The following is a 21,145-nucleotide window of genomic DNA, read 5'->3' on the forward strand; positions in this document are numbered from 1 at the left end:
ATGATGAGCGGCGTCGCGGAACTGACCGATTTCGTGCGCGCGGGAGGGCTCTTCGTCCTCACCGGCGCCGGCATCTCGACCGAATCCGGCATCCCCGACTACCGGCGCCCCGACGGCACGCGCCGCACGGTTCCCATGACATACCAACAGTTCCTCGCCACCCACGAGGCGCGTCAACGGTACTGGGCGCGCAGTGCCGTCGGCTGGGAGATCTTCGACGCGGCGGAACCGAACGTCGGGCACGTCGCGCTGGCGCGACTGCAGGGTGGCGGCCTCGTCGATCACCTCGTGACGCAGAACGTCGACGGCCTTCATGCGCGTGCCGGTGCCCGCGACGTCACCGAGCTGCATGGGTCGCTCGAGCACGTCGTCTGCGTCGCGTGCGGGACGCGGGAAGGGCGCCGTGGCTTCCAGGTACGCCTGCGCGAACTCAACCCCCAGCTGCCGACGCAGGCGCGCCTGCTCGCCGACGGCGACGCGGACGTCGCGGTCGAGCTGGAGCGCGGTGTCATCGTGCCGGCGTGCCTGCGCTGCACGGCCACGACGGTGAAGCCGGACGTCGTCATGTTCGGTGAGTCCGTCGCTCCTGAGGTCGTGGAGGCGCAGATGCGGGCAGTGGAACGCTGCCGGGGCGTGCTCGTGCTCGGCAGTTCGCTCAAGGTGATGTCGGGTTACCGGTTCGTGCTCGCCGCCCTCAAGCAGCAGAAGCCGGTCGCCCTCGTCGGGCTCGGCGCGATGCGTGGCGAGGAGCGGGTCGACCTCGTCGTGCGCGAACCCCTCGGCCCGACCCTCACCGCCGTGTGCGACGCGCTGGGGCTCGACCTCGCGACGTCCTGACGTCTCGGCGTCGAACGTCGGGGCGCAGAAGGGGCTGAGAGTCGAGTTGCAACCACACGCTGGACCGATCCGCGCGGCGCGGCCAGCGCCTCAGATGCTGCGCAGGACGGCCGTGACCTTGCCCATGATGCTCGCGTGGTCGCCGTCGATCGGGGAGTAGGCCTCGTTCGCGGGCATGAGCCACGTCTTGCCCTCGCTGCGGCGCAGCGTCTTGACCGTGGCCTCCGAGTCGAGCAGTGCCGCGACGATCTCCCCGTTGGCGGCGTCGGCCTGGCGTCGCACGACGACCCAGTCGCCCTCGCAGATGGCCGCATCGATCATCGAGTCGCCGACGACGCGCAGCAGGAACAGCTCGCCGTCACCGACGATCTGACGCGGTAGCGGGAAGACGTCCTCGACGGCCTGCTCGGCGAGGATCGGGCCACCGGCCGCGATGCGGCCGACGACCGGCACGTATGACGGCGTGGGTCGCTCGTCGCCCGAGCCCGTCTCGTCGTGCTGCGACTCGGATAGCGCAGACACGGCGTTGCCGCGGTAGCCGCGGGTCGCCGCACCCGAGTCGGGGGAGACGACCTCCATGGCGCGCGGGCGGTTCGGGTCGCGGCGCAGGTATCCCTTGCGCTCGAGTGCGGCGAGCTGATGGGCCACCGAACTCGGGCTCGTCAGACCGACGGCCTCGCCGATCTCACGCAGGCTCGGGGGGTAGCCGCGCTCGTCGACGGAACGTCGGATCACGGTGAGCACCTTGTGCTGGCGTGGCGTCAGCTTGCCCGGCGTGCGCTCCTGCATCGAATGAACGTCACCCATGGTGTGACCCCTCCTGGTCCTCGTCGCACGTCGGTGGTCGCGTTGGCGACACGTGCACCCTCCGGCGGGGCGGAAATGCCCGCCATGACGGGGTTGTCGGTGCGCGGTGCTTGTGTATCTGACATCACCCACAGTACGCGGTGTCGCACACACTTTTCAAAAATGTGTACGAAGAAATCCGTGCGCGCCGTTCGAAAGCACGTTCGGGTGTCGTACAATTGTTCTATCGCACGCGTGTTCGATCGGTCCCTCCGGGCTGACCGGGTCGCGTGAGGAAGCCGCACCGGTGACGGTGTGGCGGCGCCTCGGGGGTATCCCGAGAGAAGGAGTGGTTTCGATGGTTGCTTCGAGTACTGCAGTTCGACGTGAGCCCGTGCTGGGTTCGGGTGTCGACGTGCGCCGCGTGGCGCGGGTCGACGCTGCGGCATCCCGCTCGCACCTCCACCTCGTGCCCACGGGTGGCGCGGTGCAGGTCGTCACGAACTCTCAGAGCGTTCGTTTCGCCCGTCGTCGCTTCACGGCCGTGTGCGTGGCTCTCGTCGTCGTGGCGGGGGCCATCCTCGCGGGCCGGGCGATGGCGAGCGGTGTCGACGGTACGCAGCGGCACGAGGTCACCGTTCGCGCGGGGGAGACGCTTTCGCAGATCGCGGCGCGTGAGATGCCGGGCGTGCGCAACGACCAGGCGGTCGTCGCGATCGAGCACGAGAGCAACCTCGGCTCGTCGCAGGTGCAGGCCGGCCAGAAGGTGATCATCCCCGCACCGTGAAGTGTGACGATCGCCATCGTCGGGTTCGAGGGTTCGAGGGGGCGTGAGTCGCCTCCCCCCCGGCTGGCGCAGGATTCCGCGGCGCACGAGTGGCGGGGGTCGTCGCGAGGTTGCGCAGGGCGAGTAGACGCGGCCTCGGTGCTGTTGCGCGTCGGGTCTCAGGGGCCTAATATCTCTACATGTGGGGCTTTGGCCCCCGCTTCCCCCTAGATGTTGATTCTCCTCCGCTGATGTGCATCTGCGCTCTGAGGCCGGAATCCCGGGGTGGAGCGCCGTCGTCCCGAGTGTTCCCAGCCCCGTCGGAAGGTTTGACGTGCACTGTCCGTTCTGCCGCAACACCGACTCCCGCGTCGTCGATTCGCGCTCGAGCGAGGACGGCACCTGCATCAAGCGGCGCCGTCAGTGCCCGAACTGCGGCAAGCGGTTCTCGACGATGGAGACCGCAAGTCTCACGGTCGTCAAGCGTTCCGGGGTCAGCGAGCCGTTCTCGCGCGACAAGGTGATGTCCGGGGTTCGCAAGGCGTGCCAGGGCCGCCCGGTCACCGACGACCAGTTGGCCGTTCTCGCCCAGCAGGTGGAGGAGTCCATCCGCTCGAAGGGCTCCGCCGAGATCGACGCCCATGACGTGGGCATCGAGATCCTCGGGCCCCTGCGCGAACTCGACCACGTCGCCTATCTGCGCTTCGCCTCCGTCTACCAGGCCTTCGAATCGCTCGAGGACTTCGAGACGGCGGTCAGCGAGTTGCGTCAGTACGCCGCCTCGGCGTCCTGACCCCGCGCGCCTGCCGAGGGCGCGCCCCCCAGATCACCCTCACGTACCAGCTCACCCCACCTGCCAGGAGGCTCACGGTCATGACCGAGACGACGAAGGCCCGCGCCAAGACGGGACGCCGCACCGGCGGCGTCACGATCGAACGCATTTTCACCACGCCCGGCGTGCACCCGTACGACGAGGTCACCTGGGAGAAGCGGGACGTCCTCCAGCAGAACTGGAAGACGGGCGAGACGATCTTCGAGCAGTCGGGTGTCGAGTTCCCCGACTTCTGGTCGCTCAACGCCTCCACCATCGTCACGACCAAGTACTTCCGTGGCGCCGTCGGCACGGACGCGCGTGAAAGCTCCCTCAAGCAGCTCATCGACCGCGTCGTGCTGACCTATTCCAAGGCCGGGCGCGACAACGGCTACTTCGCTACCGACGAGGACGCGGAGATCTTCGAGCACGAGCTCACCCACGCCCTGCTGCACCAGGTGTTCTCGTTCAACTCGCCCGTCTGGTTCAACGTCGGTACCGCGAGCCCGCAGCAGGTCAGCGCGTGCTTCATCCTGTCGGTCGAGGACTCGATGGATTCGATCCTCAACTGGTACAAGGAGGAGGGCTTCATCTTCAAGGGTGGCTCGGGCGCCGGTCTCAACCTCTCCCGCATCCGCTCCTCCAAGGAGCTGCTCTCCTCGGGCGGCACCGCATCCGGCCCGGTCTCCTTCATGCGCGGCGCCGACGCCTCGGCCGGCACGATCAAGTCCGGTGGCGCGACGCGTCGCGCGGCCAAGATGGTCGTCCTCGACGTCGACCACCCCGACATCGAGGAGTTCATCGAGACGAAGGCGCGCGAGGAGGACAAGATCCGCGCGCTGCGTGACGCCGGATTCGACATGGACCTCGGTGGCCGCGACATCGTCTCCGTGCAGTACCAGAACGCCAACAACTCGGTTCGTGTGAACGACGAGTTCATGCAGGCGGTCGTCGACGGCGGCAGCTTCGGTCTGCGCGCCCGCGACACCGGTGAGGTCATCGAGACCGTCGATGCGCGTGAGCTGTTCGACAAGATCAACAAGGCCGCGTGGGAGTGCGCCGACCCGGGCGTGCAGTACGACGACACGATCAACGCGTGGCACACCAACCCCGAGACGGGCCGTATCACGGCGTCGAACCCGTGCTCGGAGTACATGTCGCTCGACAACTCGAGCTGCAACCTCGCCTCGCTCAACCTGCTGAAGTTCCTCAAGGAAGACGACACGTTCGACGCGGCGACATTCGCCAAGGTCGTCGAACTCGTCATCACGGCGATGGACATCTCGATCTGCTTCGCCGACTTCCCGACCGAGTCGATCGGCAAGACGACCGTCGACTACCGCCAGCTCGGCATCGGGTACGCCAACCTCGGTGCACTGCTCATGGCGACGGGCCACGGTTACGACTCCGACGGTGGCCGCGCCCTGGCGGCCTCGATCACCTCGCTGCTCACGGGTGCCGCCTACAAGCGCTCCGCGGAGATGGCGGCCGTCGTCGGCCCCTACGCCGGCTACGCCCAGAACAGCCAGGCGCACAACCGCGTCATGCGCAAGCACCGCGCGGCCAACGACGAGCTGTCGTCGCACAAGGACATGGGTGCGATGGCGAGCGACATCCACTCCCTCGCCACGAAGGCCTGGGCCGACGTCGTCACGCTCGGCGAGAAGAACGGCTTCCGTAACGCGCAGGCCTCTGTCCTCGCCCCGACCGGCACGATCGGCTTCATGATGGACTGCGACACGACGGGTATCGAGCCCGACTTCTCGCTCGTCAAGTTCAAGAAGCTCGTCGGTGGCGGTTCGATGCAGATCGTCAACCAGACGATCCCGCGTGCGCTGAGGAAGCTGGGCTACCAGGACGAGCAGATCGAGGCGATCGTCGAGCACATCGCCGAGAAGGGCCACGTCATCGACGCGCCCGGTCTCAAGCCCGAGCACTACGAGATCTTCGACTGCGCCATGGGTGCGCGCGCCATCTCGCCGATGGGCCACGTGCGCATGATGGCCGCCTGCCAGCCGTTCCTGTCGGGCGCCATCTCGAAGACGGTCAACCTGCCCGAGACCGCGAGCGTCGACGACATCGCCGAGGTGCACCTCGAGGGCTGGAAGCTCGGCCTCAAGGCCATCGCGGTCTACCGCGACAACTGCAAGGTCGGCCAGCCGCTGTCCGACGGCAAGGCGGAGAAGAAGTCCGAGCCCGCCGCGACCAGCACCGAGACCCCGGCTGCGGAGAAGGTCATCGAGTACCGTCCGGTCCGCAAGCGTCTGCCGAAGCGTCGCTCGTCGCAGACGACGTCGTTCGCCGTTGGCGGCGCGGAGGGCTACCTCACCGCCGGCACGTACGAGAACGGTGACCTCGGCGAGCTGTTCCTCAAGTTCGGCAAGCAGGGTTCGACGCTCGCCGGTGTCATGGACGCGTTCTCGATCGCGGTCTCCATCGGCCTGCAGTACGGCGTGCCACTCGAGACGTTCGTCGAGAAGTTCACGAACCTGCGCTTCGAGCCGGCCGGTATGACGGACGACGCCGACGTGCGCATGGCGCAGTCGATCATGGACTACGTCTTCCGCCGCCTGGCGCTCGACTACCTCGACTTCGACACGCGCTCGTTCATGGGCATCCACACCGCGGCCGAGCGTGCGCGTCAGCTCGAGACGGGTTCCTACGCTCCGAGCGAGGGCGACGACGAGAGCTTCGACGCGGAGTCGAACTCGCAGACGGCCGCCCCGGCCCGTCAGGAGCGCGCGGGTACCACTGCGCCGGCAGCTCCGACGACGTCGGAGGAGGAGCGTGCCGACGAGGTCATCTCGGGCTCGGGTGCAGCCTCGGCCCGTGAGGTGAGCAACGAGATCCACAGCTCCACCGAGCTGCTCGAAAAGTTCCAGGGTCACGCCGCGGATGCGCCGATGTGCATGACGTGCGGGACGAAGATGCGTCCGGCCGGTAGCTGCTACGTGTGCGAGGGCTGCGGAAGCACCTCCGGCTGCAGCTGATGCTTCGCTGAGGCATGAAGGCAGGCGTCGCCGGTGACGAGAGTCATCGACGGCGCCTGCCGTCTTGCCCGCTGAGATGGATCGTCCTGCGATCGCCTCGATGAAGTCTCATGATGTGAGCGACGCGTCAGGTCGTCGTCACCGCCAGCGAAAGGAACCGGCCGTGAAGGCACTGCTGCTCGAGAACGTGCACCCCCTGGGGGAGGCGCTGCTGCGCGAGGCCGGCTTCGAGGTCGACATGCGCATCGGCGCGATGGACGAGGACGAGCTGATCGAGGCGCTGCAGGGCGTCGACCTGCTCGGCATCCGCTCCAAGACCGAGGTGAGCGCGCGCGTGCTCGACAATGCGCCCGACCTGCAGGCGATCGGGGCCTTCTGCATCGGCACGAACCAGATCGACCTCGCGCACGCCGCGGGGCGGGGCATCGTCGTGTTCAACGCACCGTTCTCCAACACGCGCTCGGTCGTCGAACTTGCCATCGCCGAGATCATCATGATGGCGCGCCGCCTCAGCGAGAAGGACCGCGCGCTGCACGACGGGGTGTGGCACAAGGACGCGAAGGGCAGCCACGAGATCCGCGGCCGCAAGCTCGGCATCGTCGGGTACGGCAACATCGGCTCGCAGCTGTCCGTCGTCGGGGAGATGCTCGGCCTGCAGGTCTACTTCTACGACACCGACGACAAGCTCGCCCTCGGCAACGCGACACGCTGCTCGTCGCTCGAGGAGCTGCTGTCGATCGCCGAGGTCATCACGCTGCACGTCGACGGGCGCTCCGGCAACGCCGGTTTCTTCGGCGCCGAGCAGTTCGCCGCGATGCGCCCGCGCTCGTTGTTCCTCAACCTCTCGCGCGGCTTCGTCGTCGACTACGACGCGCTCAAGACGCATCTCGAATCCGGTCACATCGCCGGTGCGGCGGTCGACGTGTTCCCGACCGAGCCCAAGAAGAAGGGCGATCCGTTCGACTCACCGTTGCAGGGCATCCCCAACGTCGTGCTGACGCCGCACATCGGCGGCTCGACGGAGGAGGCGCAGGAGGACATCGGACGGTTCGTCGCCGCGAAGCTGCGCGACTACGTCCAGCGTGGTTCGACGACGCTCAACGTCAACCTCCCGTCGCTCAACCTGCCCGAGCGCCCGGGTCAGCACCGCATCGTGCATTTCCACAAGAACGTGCCGGGTGCGCTGGCGCGCATGAACGGCATCCTCGCCGAGCACGGCGTCAACATCGAGGGTCAGATGCTCGACACCGCCGCGGACACCGGCTACGTCGTCACCGACGTCGTCTCCCAGCTGCCCGACGCCGTCCTCGACCAGCTGCGCGCGATGCCGGAGACGATCAGGCTGCGCGTCGTGCGCTGAGCCGCACCGACCTGCCGCGACCCGTCCCGCGACGGTGTACGAGTGCAGCGTCAGCGGCCCACGAACCGCCCACGCGAAGCGCGTACCCGCGCCATCGCGTGGGCGCCGGCGCCTTCGGACGTCCTCTCGAGCCACCGGACGCACACCGTCCGAAGGGTGAGTCGCAGGCTAGACTGACCGGCAGAACCGACGACGCAGCCGCAGGCTCCGCGTCGCCGAATGCCCCCTTCGACGCAGGTGACGGCGGCCCTCGCTGAGGGTTCGCCGTGCCGGGAGTGACGGTGTGATGCAAGCCCCCATGACGTGGTCCGACGAGGCTGCGGATGGCCAGCGCGAGACCGATCTGGGTCGGTGGCGGAGCACGTACGACCTCATGGCCGAGCACGTCGAGGCCGACCCCGCGTTCGTCGCGTCGTGGCAGCAGCTCGACGCGCTCGCGCACGCCCGCGACATCGAACTGAGGGCTGACGTCGAGGCGATGATCCGCCGCCCCGACATCAAACGCTTCGCCGAGGCCCTCGCGCAGTGGGGCGCGCGGCCGGGCCCATATGTCGGGGCCGGCGCGCTCGCGCGGCACTGGCTGCCGCGCGTCGTAGCGCACTGCGAGGACCGCCTCGGCGAGCTCGAGGACGTGCTGGCGAAGGTGCTCGTCACCCCGACCTCGCTCGACGAGGCGGGCACGTCGATCGCGCGTCTCGAGGACGTCATCGGATCCGGCGGGCCTGATCTCGCGCGCGTGCCGACGTTCCTGTCGCTCGTGTGGGCCACCTCCGGCCAGGGGGACTGGCCGGTGCTGTGGCCGGGTGGGGCGGACGCGTTCGCGACCCTGGGGTGGATGGGGCGCCACCTCACGCACGCCGAGCGCTACGTCGACTTCGTGACGCTGTGCCGTGCGTTCAGCCCCGCCGGCGCCTACCGGGCGCAGCGCGTCGTCACGGCGCTGGGCGAGAAGCCGTCGTTCGTCGGCTTCGGCGCGGCGCTGCCTGCGCTGGCGACCGAGTCGACGCAACTGCACCGTACTTTCGAGCAGGGCGTCGGCTATCCGGACGGCGAGTCGGAGGCACGCGCCGCGTCCCTGGCGCTGCAGTTGCGCGGTCATGCCGCGCTGGTCGCGCGCAGCCTGCACGAGCAGCTCGAGCGCGCCACCGGCGTCAAGCTCGCCGAGACGAGCCTGCAGACCCGGACGGAGGCGTCCTCGCGCGCGGCCTACCGCAGCGATTCGCACTCGACGTGGCTGCTGCCCTCGAGCAGCGGGGGAGCGCCCGCCCTGCGCGTGTGGATGACGAGCTCCGGCATCGCCGTCGGGCTGATGTCGGGCTGGGATTCCGCGGCGGGCGCCGAACGTCACGAGGAGCTCGGCTCGCGGCTCGAGCAGAACCTGCCTGCCGGTCTGGAGTTCATCCATCTCGGCCCGGCCGGCGCGCCGGACCGCCTGACGCCGACGGGGGCGTCGTACGAGGGTGGCGAGGTGTTCGTCGGCCGCTGGTTCCCGCACCCCGACGGGGTGGGGCGGCGCAGCTTCGCCGCGGACGTCGAGGACACCGTGCGCCGCGTGCTGCCGCTGGTCGACACGATGCGCGGCTCCGATGCGCCCGTCGAGGGCATCGACGAGGAGCTCGCCATCGCGCTGCGCGCCTTCCTGGCCGACCGTCCGTACCCGGCGGAGCGCGATCAGTGGCACGTCGAGCAGCGCCGCACCTTCGCGGCCTCGCTCGAAGCGGAGGCGCTCGCCGCGTTCGACCTCGCGACGTTCAAGCGCATCATCGCCGGTGGCGCCTACGGGTCGACGGGCACGCACAGTGTCCTCGACGCGCGCCTCGCCGCGCTCGATGCGCGTGGCCTCGAGAACCTCGCGCGCTCCGTCACGCACCTGCTGTGGGGTGAGGGCGATGACGCCGACCGCATCGACGCGGTCATCGACCCCGAGGGCGCCGATGAGGTCGCGCTCGACGAGGCCGTCGCGATGAAGCTCCTGGCGATCGCGCACCCGCACCGCTACCTGCCCGTGTACGCGATGACGGGGCGTGACGGCAAGGTCGCTCTCGCGCAGGCGCTCGGTGTCGTCCTGCCGCGTCGGCGCGAGTTGTCGCGTGGTCGGCTGCAGGTCATCGCCGCGGACCGGTTGCGCGGCAAGCTCGAACCGTTGCTGCCGAACGACCCGTGGGGGCAGGTGCAGTTCGCGCTGTGGCTGCTGCGCAAGGGCGAGACGAGCGTCGACCCCGAACGAGATCTGGTCGCCGAGGCGGCGGCGGATCTGCTCGTGGACGAGGAGTTCCTGCGCGAGATCGACGAGTTGCTGCAGGACAAGAAGCAGCTCATCTTCTACGGTCCGCCCGGGACGGGCAAGACGTTCATGGCGCAGCGATTCGCGGCGGCCCTGCAGCCCGACCCGACGAAGCGCGCCGTCGTGCAGTTCCACCCGTCCACGTCGTACGAGGACTTCTTCGAGGGCTTCCGCCCGCGTCTCGACGCCGCTGGCGCAATGGTCTACGAACTGCGCAAGGGGCCGTTGGCGCTCATGGCCGAGGCCGCCGAGGCCGACCCGACGACGCCGCACATCATGGTCATCGACGAGATCAACCGCGCGAACCTGCCGCGCGTCTTCGGTGAGCTGCTGTTCCTGCTCGAGTATCGCTCGCAGTCGGTCATGACGAGCTACCGGCCCGACGAGGGCTTCCAGCTGCCCTCGAACCTGTACTTCATCGGCACGATGAACACGGCCGACCGATCGATCGCCCTCGTCGACGCTGCGCTGCGACGCCGCTTCCACTTCCTGCCGTTCATGCCGCACGAAGGCCCGATGGAGGGGCTGCTGGCGCGCTGGCTGGAGCGCGAGAACGGCCCCGTGTGGGTGGCGGGCGTCGTCGATCGGGTCAACGAGGAGCTGCGTCAGATCCTGCGCGGCCCGCACCTGCAGATCGGCCACAGCCACTTCATGGTGCGCGACCTCGACGACGCCGCGCTCGCCCGCATCTGGAAGTACGGCGTCTACCCGTTCATCGAGGATCAGCTCTACGGGCGCGAGGACGTGCTCGCGACGTTCACCTGGGAGGCCGTGCTCGAACGGCACGCCCAGGCTGCGCATGCTGACGACGACGCGGCGCGCGCCACGAACGACGCGGCGCCCGAGGGGTCATGACGGCGCTCGCGGTCGGCGCCCTCGCGCCGGACGAGCGCGTTCGCCTCACCCTGGCGGAGCACTCGCGTTCGGAGCCGGTCCGCGTGCCGAGCAGTGCGCGTCGCGCCCTGTTCTCGGTCGGCTCGGATCGGGTGAGGTTGCTCGCCACTGCCGATCCGGAGGCCGTCGTCGTCGAGACGACGTCGTGGGTCGGCACGGTCAGCGTTCCCGGTTTCGAGGTGCGGATCGTGCCGCGCGTGCCGATGGCATCGATCTTCGCCATGCTCGGCGGGCAGGACGCGTCGATCGCGTGGGGGAGTGAGACGAGCGATTTCGCGGGTGACGGCGAACTGCTCGACGGATCGGCGCTTGTCGTCCTGCGCGCTGTCGAGGCGGCGACCCGCCGCGGGCTGCTGCACGGGTATCGCACGCGCGAGGAGGAGAGTTCGACGCTGCGGGGCCGCTTGCTCGTCGACCAGCTCGCCCGCAGACCGTGGACGGTCGGCGCCCCGGTGTGCCGGTTCGAGGAGTTCACGTCAGACGTCGTCGAGAACCACCTGCTGCGCGCGGCCGTCGTCCGCGTGCTCGGCGCCCCCGGCCTCAGCCCGCAGACGCGGCGTCTCGCCGTCGAGCTGCTCGCGCGGTTCGACGGGGTCGCCGACGCCGATCCGCGGGAGCTGGCGCTCGAGATCCCGTTGACGCGGCTCAATGCGCACTACGAGCACGCGATGGGTCTGGCGCGTCTCGCGATCGACGGTTTCTCGATCCGTCACGACGAGGGCGAGCGCGGTGCGAACGCGTTCCTCGTCGACGTCGACCTCGTCTTCCTGCGCTTCGTCGCCACCGAGCTGCGGGCCCGGTTGTGGCCCGCGCATCGCGTCGAGCAGGCCGAGGAGCTCGCGCTCGACGACGCCGCGTCGCTGCGCGCTACCGCCGACATCCTCGTGCGTGACGCGAGCGGCCCCCGCCTCGTCATCGGCACCCGCTACCACCTCGGCGACGACGACGTGCCCCGCCGCACGGGTGACCCGCTGCACCTCATGACGGGCGGAGGTCGCGACACCGCGCGGACTCCTCGCGACCCGGCCGCCGCCGTCGCGAACGACGCGGCCGCGTTCTTCCCGGTCATGGTGCAGGCCGCCTCGCTCGACCTCGACGCAGCACTCGTCGTCTATGCCCACGCGCGGCGCCGCCCGGCGAGCCGCATCCGGATGCCGGCGACGCGGGCGAGCGTCCACTCGTGGCACGTCGACCTCGACGCGTCGTGGCGTGAGCTGAGCGATGGCCTCGACGATCTCGCGGCGCACGTGCGGCGTCTGTGCGGGTGACGGGCGCCGAGCTCCTGCGGCTGCGCACGCCCCCTGCGTCTCCTGTCACCCGAGACGCCGCGCACGTCACCCCGCGGCCGCCACGCACCGGCGTCCGCAGTGCGCCCTGAGCGAAACCCGGTGCCGTCGAGGCGGTGCGCGAGCGAGAGCCCGACTATCGTGGCGGCGTGTCCACGACGATGAACCTGGCCCCCGCCGATCTCGAGCGCCGTGCTGCGCTGCGTCGCATGCGCCTCGTGGCGACGGGGCTGCTCGTCCTCGCGGCCGTCATCTACATCCTCACGCACGGCCATGGCGGGGCGTGGGGGTACGTCAACGCGGCGGCCGAGGCTGCGATGGTCGGTGCCGTCGCCGACTGGTTCGCGGTGACCGCGCTGTTCCGTCACCCCCTCGGTCTCAAGGTGCCGCACACGGCCATCATCCCGACGCGCAAGGATCAGCTGGGCAAGAGCCTCGAGGAGTTCGTCGCCTCCAACTTCCTCACCCCCGATCTCGTGCGTGAGCGCATCCGCGGCGTCGACGTCCCGCGACGCGTCGCGGCCTGGGTCGAGCGCCCCGGTCAGGCCGAGCGGCTCGTCGCCCAGATCACCCCGCAGCTCAACAAGGCGCTCGAGAGCCTCGACGAGGACGAGGTGCGCCACTTCCTCGACGCCGTCCTCATCCCGCGTCTGCAGCGCGAGCCCATCGGCGAACTCGCCGGGCACCTGCTCGAAGGGGTCGTCGCGGACGGCACGCACCACGGGTTCGTCGACGTCTGCATCACCGAGATGCACGTCTGGGTGAGCGAGAACAAGGATGCGGTGACGCGCATCGTCGGGGCGAAGGCGCCGTGGTGGTCGCCGCAGTGGCTCGACGACGCCGTCGTCGACCGCATCCACCTCGAGATCGTCAAGTGGCTCGCGGAGGTGCGCGACACACCTGATCACGCGATGCGTCGCGCGATCGACGCGTTCCTCGCTCGCGCCGCGCACGACCTGCAGCACGACGAGAAGACCCAGCAGCAGGCGGAGAACCTCAAGCAGCGCTTCCTCACCCACCCCAGCGTCGCCGACGCGGCCCTGAACGTGTGGTCGTCGGTGCGTCGGATGCTCGGTGACGCTCTCATGGATCCCGACGGCGAGCTGCGGGCGCGGATGGTCCACCACCTGCGGGCGCTCGCGCAGCGCATCCGCACCGATGACGCGCTCCACGCGAGCCTCGAACGTCGCCTCGAGGACGTCGCAGCCGCCGGCGTCGAGGGATACGGCCACGAGATCACGGCCCTCATCTCCTCGACGGTCGAGCGCTGGGACGCGCAGGACGCCTCCGAACGCATCGAGTCGTTCGTTGGGCGCGACCTGCAGTTCATCCGCATCAACGGCACCGTCGTCGGCGGCCTCATCGGCCTCCTCATCTACACGCTCAGCCAGCTCCTGCCCTGACGGCGGGGGGCGCTGGGCCCTGCCCGAACGCGCGCGGCCATCACCGGCGCGCGTGAGAAAATGAGCGAATCGTGAGTACTCCAAGACCTTCGCAACCTTCCTCGAACGGCGATCCGGCGATGCCCGGGCCGCCGCTCGCCTCATCGTCCCGCCGGCGCAGGCCGAGCCGGAGCAGAGCGAACGCGTCACCCCGAGGGGACGAACCGGCCCTGGCCGCCGAGGCCATCCCCGACCCCACATCGGAAGCAGCGTCGTACGTCCTGCGCTACCCGGGCCACCTGCCTGTCGTCGAGGCGAAAGACGAGATCCTCGAGGTGATCCGCGACCACCAGGTCGTCATCGTCGCGGGCGAAACGGGTTCGGGCAAGACGACGCAGCTGCCGAAGTTCTGCCTCGAACTGGGGCGCGGGCGCGCCGGCGCCATCGGCCACACCCAGCCGCGACGCATCGCGGCGCGTTCGGTCGCCGAGCGGCTCGCCGAAGAACTCGAGTCGCCGCTCGGTGAGACGGTCGGCTATCAGGTGCGCTTCGTCGACGAGTCGTCGAAGAAGACCCGCGTGCGCGTCATGACCGACGGCATCCTGTTGTCGCAGATGCAACGCGATCGGGATCTGCGTCAGTACGACACGCTCATCATCGACGAGGCGCACGAACGCAGCCTCAACATCGACTTCATCCTCGGCTACCTCAAGCAGTTGCTGCCGCGGCGCCCCGATCTCAAGGTGATCATCACGTCCGCGACGATCGACCCGGAGCGCTTCGCCGAGCACTTCGCCGGCCCGGACGGGCCCGCGCCGATCATCGAGGTCTCGGGGCGCACCTACCCCGTCGAGACGCGGTATCGCCCCCTCGTGCGCGAGCTCGCGCCGAGCAAGCCGGGGGAGGACCCCAAGCTCGAGGACGTCGATCAGGTGACGGGCATCGTCGAGGCCGCACAGGAGCTGTGGCGCTCAGGCAGCGGTGACGGTTCGGCGCAGGACATCCTCGTCTTCTGCTCCGGTGAGCGCGAGATCCGCGACGCCGCGGACGCGCTCAAGGGCGCTGACTGGGGGCGCGTGCGTCACGACGTCGAGATCGTGCCGCTCTATGCGCGCCTGTCCGCCGCCGAGCAGCATCGCGTCTTCGCGCCGCACCACGGGCGACGCATCGTCCTGGCGACGAACGTCGCGGAGACGTCGCTGACGGTGCCGGGCATCCGCTACGTCATCGACACCGGCACCGCGCGCATCTCGCGCTACAGCCAGCGCACGAAGGTGCAGCGCCTGCCGATCGAGCCGATCTCGCAGGCCTCCGCCCGTCAGCGCGCCGGCCGGTGCGGCCGCGTCGCCGACGGCATCTGCATCCGGTTGTACTCGGAGGAGGATCTCGCGTCCCGCCCGGAGTTCACCGACCCCGAGATCCTGCGAACGAACCTCGCGAGCGTCATCCTGCAGATGACGTCCCTGGGCCTCGGCGACATCGCGCGCTTCCCGTTCGTCGACGCGCCCGACGCCCGCCAGATCAAGGACGGCCTGGCGCTGCTCGAGGAGTTGCACGCCCTCGACACCACCGCTCAGGGGCCGCGCAAGAAGCTGACGCCGACCGGCCGCACTCTCGCGCGCCTGCCCGTCGACCCGCGGCTCGGACGCATGCTCGTCGCCGCCGCCGAGAACGGCTCGCTGCGGGAGGTACTCGTCATCGTCGCGGCGATGTCGATCCAGGATCCGCGTGAGCGCCCCGCGGACGCGCAGGCCCAGGCGGATCAACAGCACGCCCGGTTCAAGCACGAGAAGAGCGACTTCCTCAGCTACCTCAACCTGTGGAACTACGTGCGCGAGCAGCAGCGCGAACTGTCCAGCAGTGCCTTCCGGCGCCTGTGCAAGCGCGAGTACCTCCACTACCTGCGGCTGCGCGAATGGCAGGATCTGCACGGTCAGCTCAAGGCGGCGTGCAAGCAGGCCAAGCTGTTCATGAGCGACAACGCCGCGAGCGAGGATGCCGTCCACCAGGCGCTGCTCACGGGTCTGCTCAGCCACGTCGGGCTGCGGGATCGTGAGAAGCGTGAGTACCTCGGCGCCCGTCAGGCGCGTTTCGCGATCCAGCCCGGCTCGACGCTGTTCCGACGCCAACCCGACTGGGTCATGGCGGGCGAGCTGGTCGAGACGACCCGCATGTGGGCGCGCACCAACGCGGTCGTCGACCCCGCCTGGATCGAACGGGCGGGCGCCCACCTCGTCAAGCGCTCGTATGCCGAACCGCACTGGGAGCGCTCGCGCGCGGGGGCCGTCGCGTCCGAGCGGGTCACGCTGTACGGCATCCCGATCGTCGCGGGCCGCAAGGCGGCCTACGGCGCGATCGATCCGGAGGTCTCTCGCGACCTGTTCATCCGTCACGCTCTCGTCGAGGGTGACTGGGATGCGCAGCACCAGTTCCTCAAGGACAACGCGGCGCTGCGCGCGCGCTTCGCCGACCTCGAGGCGCGCGCCCGACGGCGTGACCTCGTCGTCGACGACGACGTCCTGTTCGACTTCTACGACGAGCGCATCCCGGCGGACATCGTCTCCGGGGCGCACTTCGACCGGTGGTGGAAGAACGAGCGTCGCACGAACCCGAGCCTGCTCACCTTCACCGAGGATTTGCTCGTCGCCGACGACGCGGACGCCGTCGACGAGTCGGCCTACCCGAAGTCGTGGCGGCAAGGCAGTCTCAGGCTCAAGTTGACGTATCAGTTCGAGCCGGGTGCAGACGCCGACGGCATCACCGTGCACGTGCCGCTGCCGGTGCTCAACCAGGTCGAGGATCACGGGTTCGACTGGCTCGTGCCCGGTATGCGTGAGGAACTCGCGACGGCCCTCGTGAAGTCGCTGCCGAAGAACATCCGACGCAGCTTCGTCCCGGCTCCCGACCATGCGCGGCGGGCGCTGGCGCTCATGGATGCCCAGGGTCGCCCGGGTGAGGTCCCGTTCGCCGACGAGCTGGGCGAGGCGCTGTTTCGTCTCACCTCGGTACGTGTGCCCGCGGGGAGTTGGGACCCGGGGAAGCTGCCCGACCACCTGAAGGTCACGTTCAGGGTCGAGGATGAGCGGGGCCGCAAGATCCGTGAGAGCAAGGATCTCGCGGCGCTGCAGGACGAACTCGCCGGGCGTCTGCGTCAGTCGATCGCGAAGGCGGCCGGAGACCTCGAGCAGCAGGGGCTGACGCAGTGGACGTTCGGTGAGCTGCCCCGCCAGTTCACGAAGTCGGCCGGCCGCCAGCGGATGACGGGCTTCCCGGCTGTCGTCGACCACGGCCGTGACGTCGCTGTCGAGGTGCTCGGCACCGAGTCCGAGGCGCGCCAGGCCACTCGGCTCGGCACCCGCCGTCTGCTGCTGCTCAACACGCAGGTGCCGTGGAAGCGAATCCTCGGCCTCATGAGCAACCGGCAGAAGCTCGCGCTCGGCAACAACCCGCACGGTTCGATGGACGCCCTCATGGACGACGTCCTCGCGGCCGCCGTCGACTCCGTCATCGAAGGCATGCCCGGGCGCGAAGTGCGCGACGCAGAGCAGTTCGACGCGGCCCTCACGGCGATCCGTCAGCAGGTGGCACCGCTCGTGCTCGAGGCGGCCGAGAAGCTCGCGCCCGTGCTCGAGCACGCCGCCGAGGTGCAGCTCGGGCTGTCACGATTGACGGCGCCCGCGGCGAAGGCGTTGCACGACGACGTCGCCGCTCACCTCGTCGCGCTCATCCATCCCGGTTTCGTCGCCGAGACCGGGTTGGCGCGCCTCGGTCACCTCGATCGCTACGTGCGGGGAATGCTCGAGCGGCTCGACAAGGGCGTCACCGATCTCGTGCGTGACGCCGACCGCGCCGACCTCGTCGCGACCGTCCGACGTGAGTACGACGACATGGTCGCCGGGCTGCGCCCCGAGCGCCGTGGGGACGCCGACGTGCTCGACATCCGCTGGATGATCGAGGAGCTTGCCGTCAGCCAGTTCGCGCAGCGTCTGGGCACCGCTCACCCGGTGTCCGAGAAGCGGATCTACAAGGCGATGGACGCTGCGGAGGCCCGCTGATCGGGCGTAGGTTGGAGGCCATGGCGAGCATCTTCAGCAAGATCATCGACGGCGACATCCCGGCGCACTTCGTCTGGCAGGACGAGGTGTGCGTGGCGTTCCTCGTCATCGACCCCATCACCGACGGGCACACGGTCGTCGTGCCGCGCGGGGAGATCGTCGAATGGACGCAGGCGCCGCCGAGCATCTTCGCGCATCTCACGGGTGTCGCGCAGATCATCGGTCAGGCGCAGCAGCGCGCGTGGCAGGCGCAGCGCGTCGGCCTGCTCGTCGAGGGGTACGAGGTGCCGCACCTGCACCTGCACGTGTGGCCGACGCAGAGCCCGGCCGAGTTCGACCCGCACGCCGTCACGCGCGGCCAGGACCAGCAGATCCTCGCCGAGAATGCCGAGGCGCTGCGGGCGCAGTTGCGCACCGACGGTCATGCCGAGACCGTTCCGGACGCCGCGTCGCCGCAGACCTGAGTGGCCGCGGCGTGGGGGAATCATCCCCGCGCGCGGGGCGTTGAACGGTGAGCACCTGACGAAGGAGTACGACGTGCTTGATCCCACGCAACTGTTCCGCATCGAGACCGACACCCCGCTCGCCGAGCAGAGCGCCTCGACCCTCGTGGTCTCGCTGGGCGGTTTCATCGACGCGGGCAACACGCAGAAGTTGATGACGGCGCACATGCTGGGCACGCTCGAGCACACGGTCGTCGCGTCGTTCGACGTTGACCAGTTGCTCGACTACCGCGGTCGCCGCCCGATGATGACGTTCGATCGCGACCGCTACAGCGAGTACGACGACCCGGCTCTCGTGCTGTACCGCCTCGTCGACGCCGAAGGCACGCCGTTCCTGCTGCTCGCCGGCCCCGAGCCCGACTACCAGTGGGAGCGCGTCAGCGAGGCCGTCCGCATCCTCGCGGCGAACCTCGGCGTCTCGCTCATGGTGAGCGCGCACGGAATCCCGATGGCCGTGCCGCACACGCGCCCGGTCGGTTTCACGCGTTTCGCCTCCGATCAGCGTCTGCTGACGGAGAACGAGCCGCTCTTCGGCAACGTCCAGGTTCCCTCGAGTGCCGAAGGGCTCATGCACATCCGGCTCGCCGAGGCGGGCATGGACACCGCAGGTTTCGCGATCCACGTGCCGCACTACCTCACGCAGGTCGAGTTCGCGGACGCCGCGCTCGCCGCGCTCGAGGCCGTCTGCGGGCTGACGGGGCTGGCGATCCCCGCTCAGGAGCTCGCCGCGATCGCCGGGCTGCATCGCGTCGACATCGCCAAGCAGATCAGCGAGAACGACGAGGTCACCGAGGTCGTCGAGGGCCTCGAGCGGCAGTACGACGCCTTCACCGAGGGTCGTCGTCGACGCTCGCTCCTCGCCGCCGAGATGAACGACCTGCCGAGCGCAGACGAGATCGGCGCCGAGCTGGAGCAGTTCCTGCGCGCCGAGGGAGAGGATCCGGGCACCAAGGGCTCGTTGTGAGCCCGCGAGCGCTTCTCGCCGGCCGTCGGTCTGAGCCGACGGCCACGCGGGCTTCGCAACGCTCGCCTGGCTGCGGCCACCCCTGCGGTGGCTTGCCGGGCCCCCGCCAACTTGGGAGGATCACCTCATGTTCGGATTCGGTCAAGACAAGAAGGCTCCTGCAGCCCCCGAGAAACCGTCGGGCATGCTCGACTCGACGGCCAACACCCTGGCGCAGCACCTCATCTCGGTGGGCATCGGGGGCGTGGCGACGTTCAAGTCGGCCCGCGCCGTCGCCGACGAGGCGATGAAGAAGGCGGGCTCCAAGGAAGCGGCGATGGACGACGTCGTCGCATCACACACGAAGCTCGCGGGCGCGAACGGCTTCCTCACCAACCTCGGCGGTTTCGTCACGCTCCCCGTGGCACTGCCCGCGAACGTCATCGGTTTCTACACCGTCGCGACGCGCATGGTCGCGGCAATCGCCGCCATCAACGGTCACGACGTCGACGACCCAGCCGTGCGCTCGGCGATCCTGCTCGACCTCATCGGTGCGGACGCGACGCAGGTCCTCAAGGGCCTCGGCCCGATGACGGGTGGCGTCGCGACGAACGTCGCCACGCGCAAGCTGCCGCCGGCGGCGCTCGCCGTCGTGAACAAGTCCGTTGCGTTCCGTCTCGGCTCGCAGGTGGGGCGTCGCTTCCTCACGCGCATTCCGCGCCTCATCCCCGTGGCGGGCGGCTTCATCGGTGGCGGCCTCGATGTCGTCCTCATCCGCAAGATCGCCCAGTCGGCGCGTCGCGACTTCGTCGCGCAGATCCCGCCGTCAGCCTGACGTCGCCCTGATTCCACCCCGAACGCCACTCGTCTTCGGCGGGTGGCGTTCGGCGTGTCCGGGCCGGTTCGGCGATGTGTCGTCCGTGCGCATCAACGGGCTTCCGGGCGACGATCTGAGGGCCGCGAACCCCCGCCTGGCCTTGCTCGAACGGCCCACTCACCCACAGGTGTGACGGCTACGGCCCGTTTCGCGGCCCGCAGGATGCCTCGTCCACAGGTTTGTGGCTCGTGGTCAGCGCGCGGGTGGCGTCATGGGTTTCGCTGGGGGCATGAAGACAACAACACGACTCAAGGGCCTCAGCGCCCTGGTGGCAGCCCTTCCCGATCTCGTCGGCTCCGAGGGGGCGGGCGCCGTCATCGTCCTGTTCGAACGTGACGGTGCGCTCGCGGGGGTGCTCGGCTGGGCGGACGATGCGTGCGACGGGGAGACGGCGCACATGCTCGACGTCGTCGCTGAGCGGCGCGCGACGATGGGTGCGCAGGCCGCCATCGCCATCGCCTATCGCTGCGAGCCGGGCCGCGTCGACATCGCGGCCCTCGCGAAACGCATCGAGCGCCGCGTGCCGCTGCACCACGTCCTCGGTGCCAGCGACGAGCACTGGTGGGCCATCGAATGCGAGCTCGGCTGCTGTGACGGCGCGATCCACGAGATCCCGTCCCTGTCAGAGCAGACCCGCGAGCAGCTTCGCGACGTCCGCCGCGGCGGCGAGGCCATGGCCGCCACCGCGCGCCCCGTTCCCAGCGTCGTCGACGTCCGAGCCGCCTGGGCACGGTTGTGCGACGTCCCCGACACCGCGTCGGGCACCCGGCGACGCTCCCGCAGCGCCGACCTGCAGGTGCTCGCCGACGCTGTCGTCGACGGCCCGACGCGCGATGAGATCCTCCTGTGCGTCGCACCCGAACTGTTCCGTCTGCTGAGCCCGGGCACGCCGCTCGGCGAGCCTGGCCCGCTGATGACGAGCGCGTGCCTGCGAACTTGGCTGCCGCTCGTGCCGCGCCACGGCCGCGCCGCGTGGAAGGCCCTCGAGGCCGCCGCGACCTGGCGCGAAGGCGACCTGCGAGGAGCCGGTGCGTGCGCCGCGGCGTCGCTGCGCATCGGACGGACGTCATTGGGGCAACTGCTGCGCGACATCACAGGCACGGGGTTGTCGTACGAGCAGGCCGTCGGTGCGCTCCACACGAAGGCTCGGCAGAGTTCCGTCGCCTGACGAGCGTGCCGGTTGTGGGAGCGCGCCACATCGTGGACGTCGCCGCGCGGGCGATGGAAGCCGCGGGCAGGGCCGCCTACTGTGTCGCAGGTCAAGAGTTTCAGCGACACAAGCCCCGGCTTGCTGAGCGGCAACCCTCCCTCGCGGCGGGGTGCCCCGGGTGACGACAGGGCCGCCCGTGGGCGGCAAGCGCGAGAGGTGGG

14 protein-coding genes and 1 riboswitch are annotated in these 21,145 nt (G+C 69.6%); of the genes, 13 read left to right on the forward strand and 1 reads right to left on the reverse strand.

The window, feature by feature from the left end; translation table 11 throughout:
* The first annotated feature begins 3 nt into the window (after nt 1-3).
* Nucleotides 4-837, forward strand: coding sequence for a Sir2 family NAD-dependent protein deacetylase (locus tag AX669_RS12340; RefSeq protein ID WP_197418913.1), 834 nt, complete (start codon nt 4-6; stop codon nt 835-837).
* A gap of 90 nt (nt 838-927) precedes the next feature.
* Here the strand turns inward: AX669_RS12340 and lexA are convergent, their stop codons facing one another.
* Nucleotides 928-1,644, reverse strand: coding sequence for a transcriptional repressor LexA (lexA, locus tag AX669_RS12345; RefSeq protein ID WP_006946650.1), 717 nt, complete (start codon nt 1,642-1,644; stop codon nt 928-930).
* A gap of 337 nt (nt 1,645-1,981) precedes the next feature.
* On the opposite strand from lexA, the gene AX669_RS12350 reads away from it, so the two are divergent.
* From AX669_RS12350 to AX669_RS12405, 12 genes are all read left to right on the forward strand, one after another.
* Nucleotides 1,982-2,410: a LysM peptidoglycan-binding domain-containing protein gene (locus AX669_RS12350; RefSeq protein WP_131940810.1), complete on the forward strand. Its 429-nt coding sequence runs from the start codon at nt 1,982-1,984 to the stop codon at nt 2,408-2,410.
* A gap of 313 nt (nt 2,411-2,723) precedes the next feature.
* Entirely contained in the window at nt 2,724-3,182 is a 459-nt protein-coding gene (gene nrdR, locus AX669_RS12355) for a transcriptional regulator NrdR (protein ID WP_062258695.1), read from the forward strand.
* A gap of 80 nt (nt 3,183-3,262) precedes the next feature.
* Nucleotides 3,263-6,190, forward strand: a complete 2,928-nt coding sequence (locus tag AX669_RS12360) for a vitamin B12-dependent ribonucleotide reductase (protein ID WP_062258698.1) — start codon at nt 3,263-3,265, stop codon at nt 6,188-6,190.
* Between the two features lie 163 nt (nt 6,191-6,353).
* On the forward strand, nt 6,354-7,550 hold the full coding sequence (serA, locus tag AX669_RS12365; RefSeq protein WP_040014956.1) for a phosphoglycerate dehydrogenase: 1,197 nt from the start codon (nt 6,354-6,356) through the stop codon (nt 7,548-7,550).
* 298 nt (nt 7,551-7,848) lie between these two features.
* Nucleotides 7,849-10,689, forward strand: coding sequence for an AAA family ATPase (locus AX669_RS12370; protein WP_062258699.1), 2,841 nt, complete (start codon nt 7,849-7,851; stop codon nt 10,687-10,689).
* Complete coding sequence (locus AX669_RS12375) at nt 10,686-11,996, forward strand: McrC family protein (RefSeq protein ID WP_062258701.1); 1,311 nt, start codon at nt 10,686-10,688, stop codon at nt 11,994-11,996. Before AX669_RS12370 ends, AX669_RS12375 begins: the two co-directional genes overlap by 4 nt.
* A 167-nt stretch (nt 11,997-12,163) precedes the next feature.
* A complete protein-coding gene (locus tag AX669_RS12380) occupies nt 12,164-13,417 on the forward strand; it encodes a DUF445 domain-containing protein (protein WP_082740963.1) in 1,254 nt (417 codons plus the stop codon).
* A gap of 119 nt (nt 13,418-13,536) precedes the next feature.
* Complete coding sequence (gene hrpA, locus AX669_RS12385; RefSeq protein WP_231729605.1) at nt 13,537-17,451, forward strand: ATP-dependent RNA helicase HrpA; 3,915 nt, start codon at nt 13,537-13,539, stop codon at nt 17,449-17,451.
* A 20-nt stretch (nt 17,452-17,471) separates the two neighbouring features.
* On the forward strand, nt 17,472-17,915 hold the full coding sequence (locus AX669_RS12390) for an HIT family protein (RefSeq protein ID WP_006946632.1): 444 nt from the start codon (nt 17,472-17,474) through the stop codon (nt 17,913-17,915).
* Between the two features lie 73 nt (nt 17,916-17,988).
* Complete coding sequence (locus AX669_RS12395; RefSeq protein WP_062258718.1) at nt 17,989-18,918, forward strand: PAC2 family protein; 930 nt, start codon at nt 17,989-17,991, stop codon at nt 18,916-18,918.
* Nucleotides 18,919-19,045: 127 nt separating this feature from the next.
* A complete protein-coding gene (locus tag AX669_RS12400; protein ID WP_062258704.1) occupies nt 19,046-19,732 on the forward strand; it encodes an EcsC family protein in 687 nt (228 codons plus the stop codon).
* A 271-nt stretch (nt 19,733-20,003) separates the two neighbouring features.
* Nucleotides 20,004-20,942, forward strand: a complete 939-nt coding sequence (locus tag AX669_RS12405; protein WP_131940816.1) for a hypothetical protein — start codon at nt 20,004-20,006, stop codon at nt 20,940-20,942.
* Between the two features lie 89 nt (nt 20,943-21,031).
* A riboswitch (SAM riboswitch) is annotated at nt 21,032-21,140 on the forward strand.
* Nucleotides 21,141-21,145: the final 5 nt, after the last annotated feature.

Origin of the sequence: Dermacoccus sp. CCH2-D9, from assembly GCF_001556795.1 — a bacterium.
Classification (GTDB): domain Bacteria; phylum Actinomycetota; class Actinomycetes; order Actinomycetales; family Dermatophilaceae; genus Dermacoccus; species Dermacoccus nishinomiyaensis.

Bases quoted from the DNA above. Each gene is read 5' to 3' on its own strand.
- AX669_RS12405 (WP_131940816.1), top strand. From the start codon at position 20,004: ATGAAGACAACAACACGACTCAAGGGCCTCAGCGCCCTGGTGGCAGCC.
- AX669_RS12400 (WP_062258704.1), top strand. From the start codon at position 19,046: ATGTTCGGATTCGGTCAAGACAAGAAGGCTCCTGCAGCCCCCGAGAAA.
- hrpA (WP_231729605.1), top strand. From the start codon at position 13,537: ATGCCCGGGCCGCCGCTCGCCTCATCGTCCCGCCGGCGCAGGCCGAGC.
- AX669_RS12390 (WP_006946632.1), top strand. From the start codon at position 17,472: ATGGCGAGCATCTTCAGCAAGATCATCGACGGCGACATCCCGGCGCAC.
- AX669_RS12340 (WP_197418913.1), top strand. From the start codon at position 4: ATGAGCGGCGTCGCGGAACTGACCGATTTCGTGCGCGCGGGAGGGCTC.
- lexA (WP_006946650.1), bottom strand. From the start codon at position 1,644: ATGGGTGACGTTCATTCGATGCAGGAGCGCACGCCGGGCAAGCTGACG.
- AX669_RS12360 (WP_062258698.1), top strand. From the start codon at position 3,263: ATGACCGAGACGACGAAGGCCCGCGCCAAGACGGGACGCCGCACCGGC.
- AX669_RS12375 (WP_062258701.1), top strand. From the start codon at position 10,686: ATGACGGCGCTCGCGGTCGGCGCCCTCGCGCCGGACGAGCGCGTTCGC.
- AX669_RS12370 (WP_062258699.1), top strand. From the start codon at position 7,849: ATGACGTGGTCCGACGAGGCTGCGGATGGCCAGCGCGAGACCGATCTG.
- AX669_RS12350 (WP_131940810.1), top strand. From the start codon at position 1,982: ATGGTTGCTTCGAGTACTGCAGTTCGACGTGAGCCCGTGCTGGGTTCG.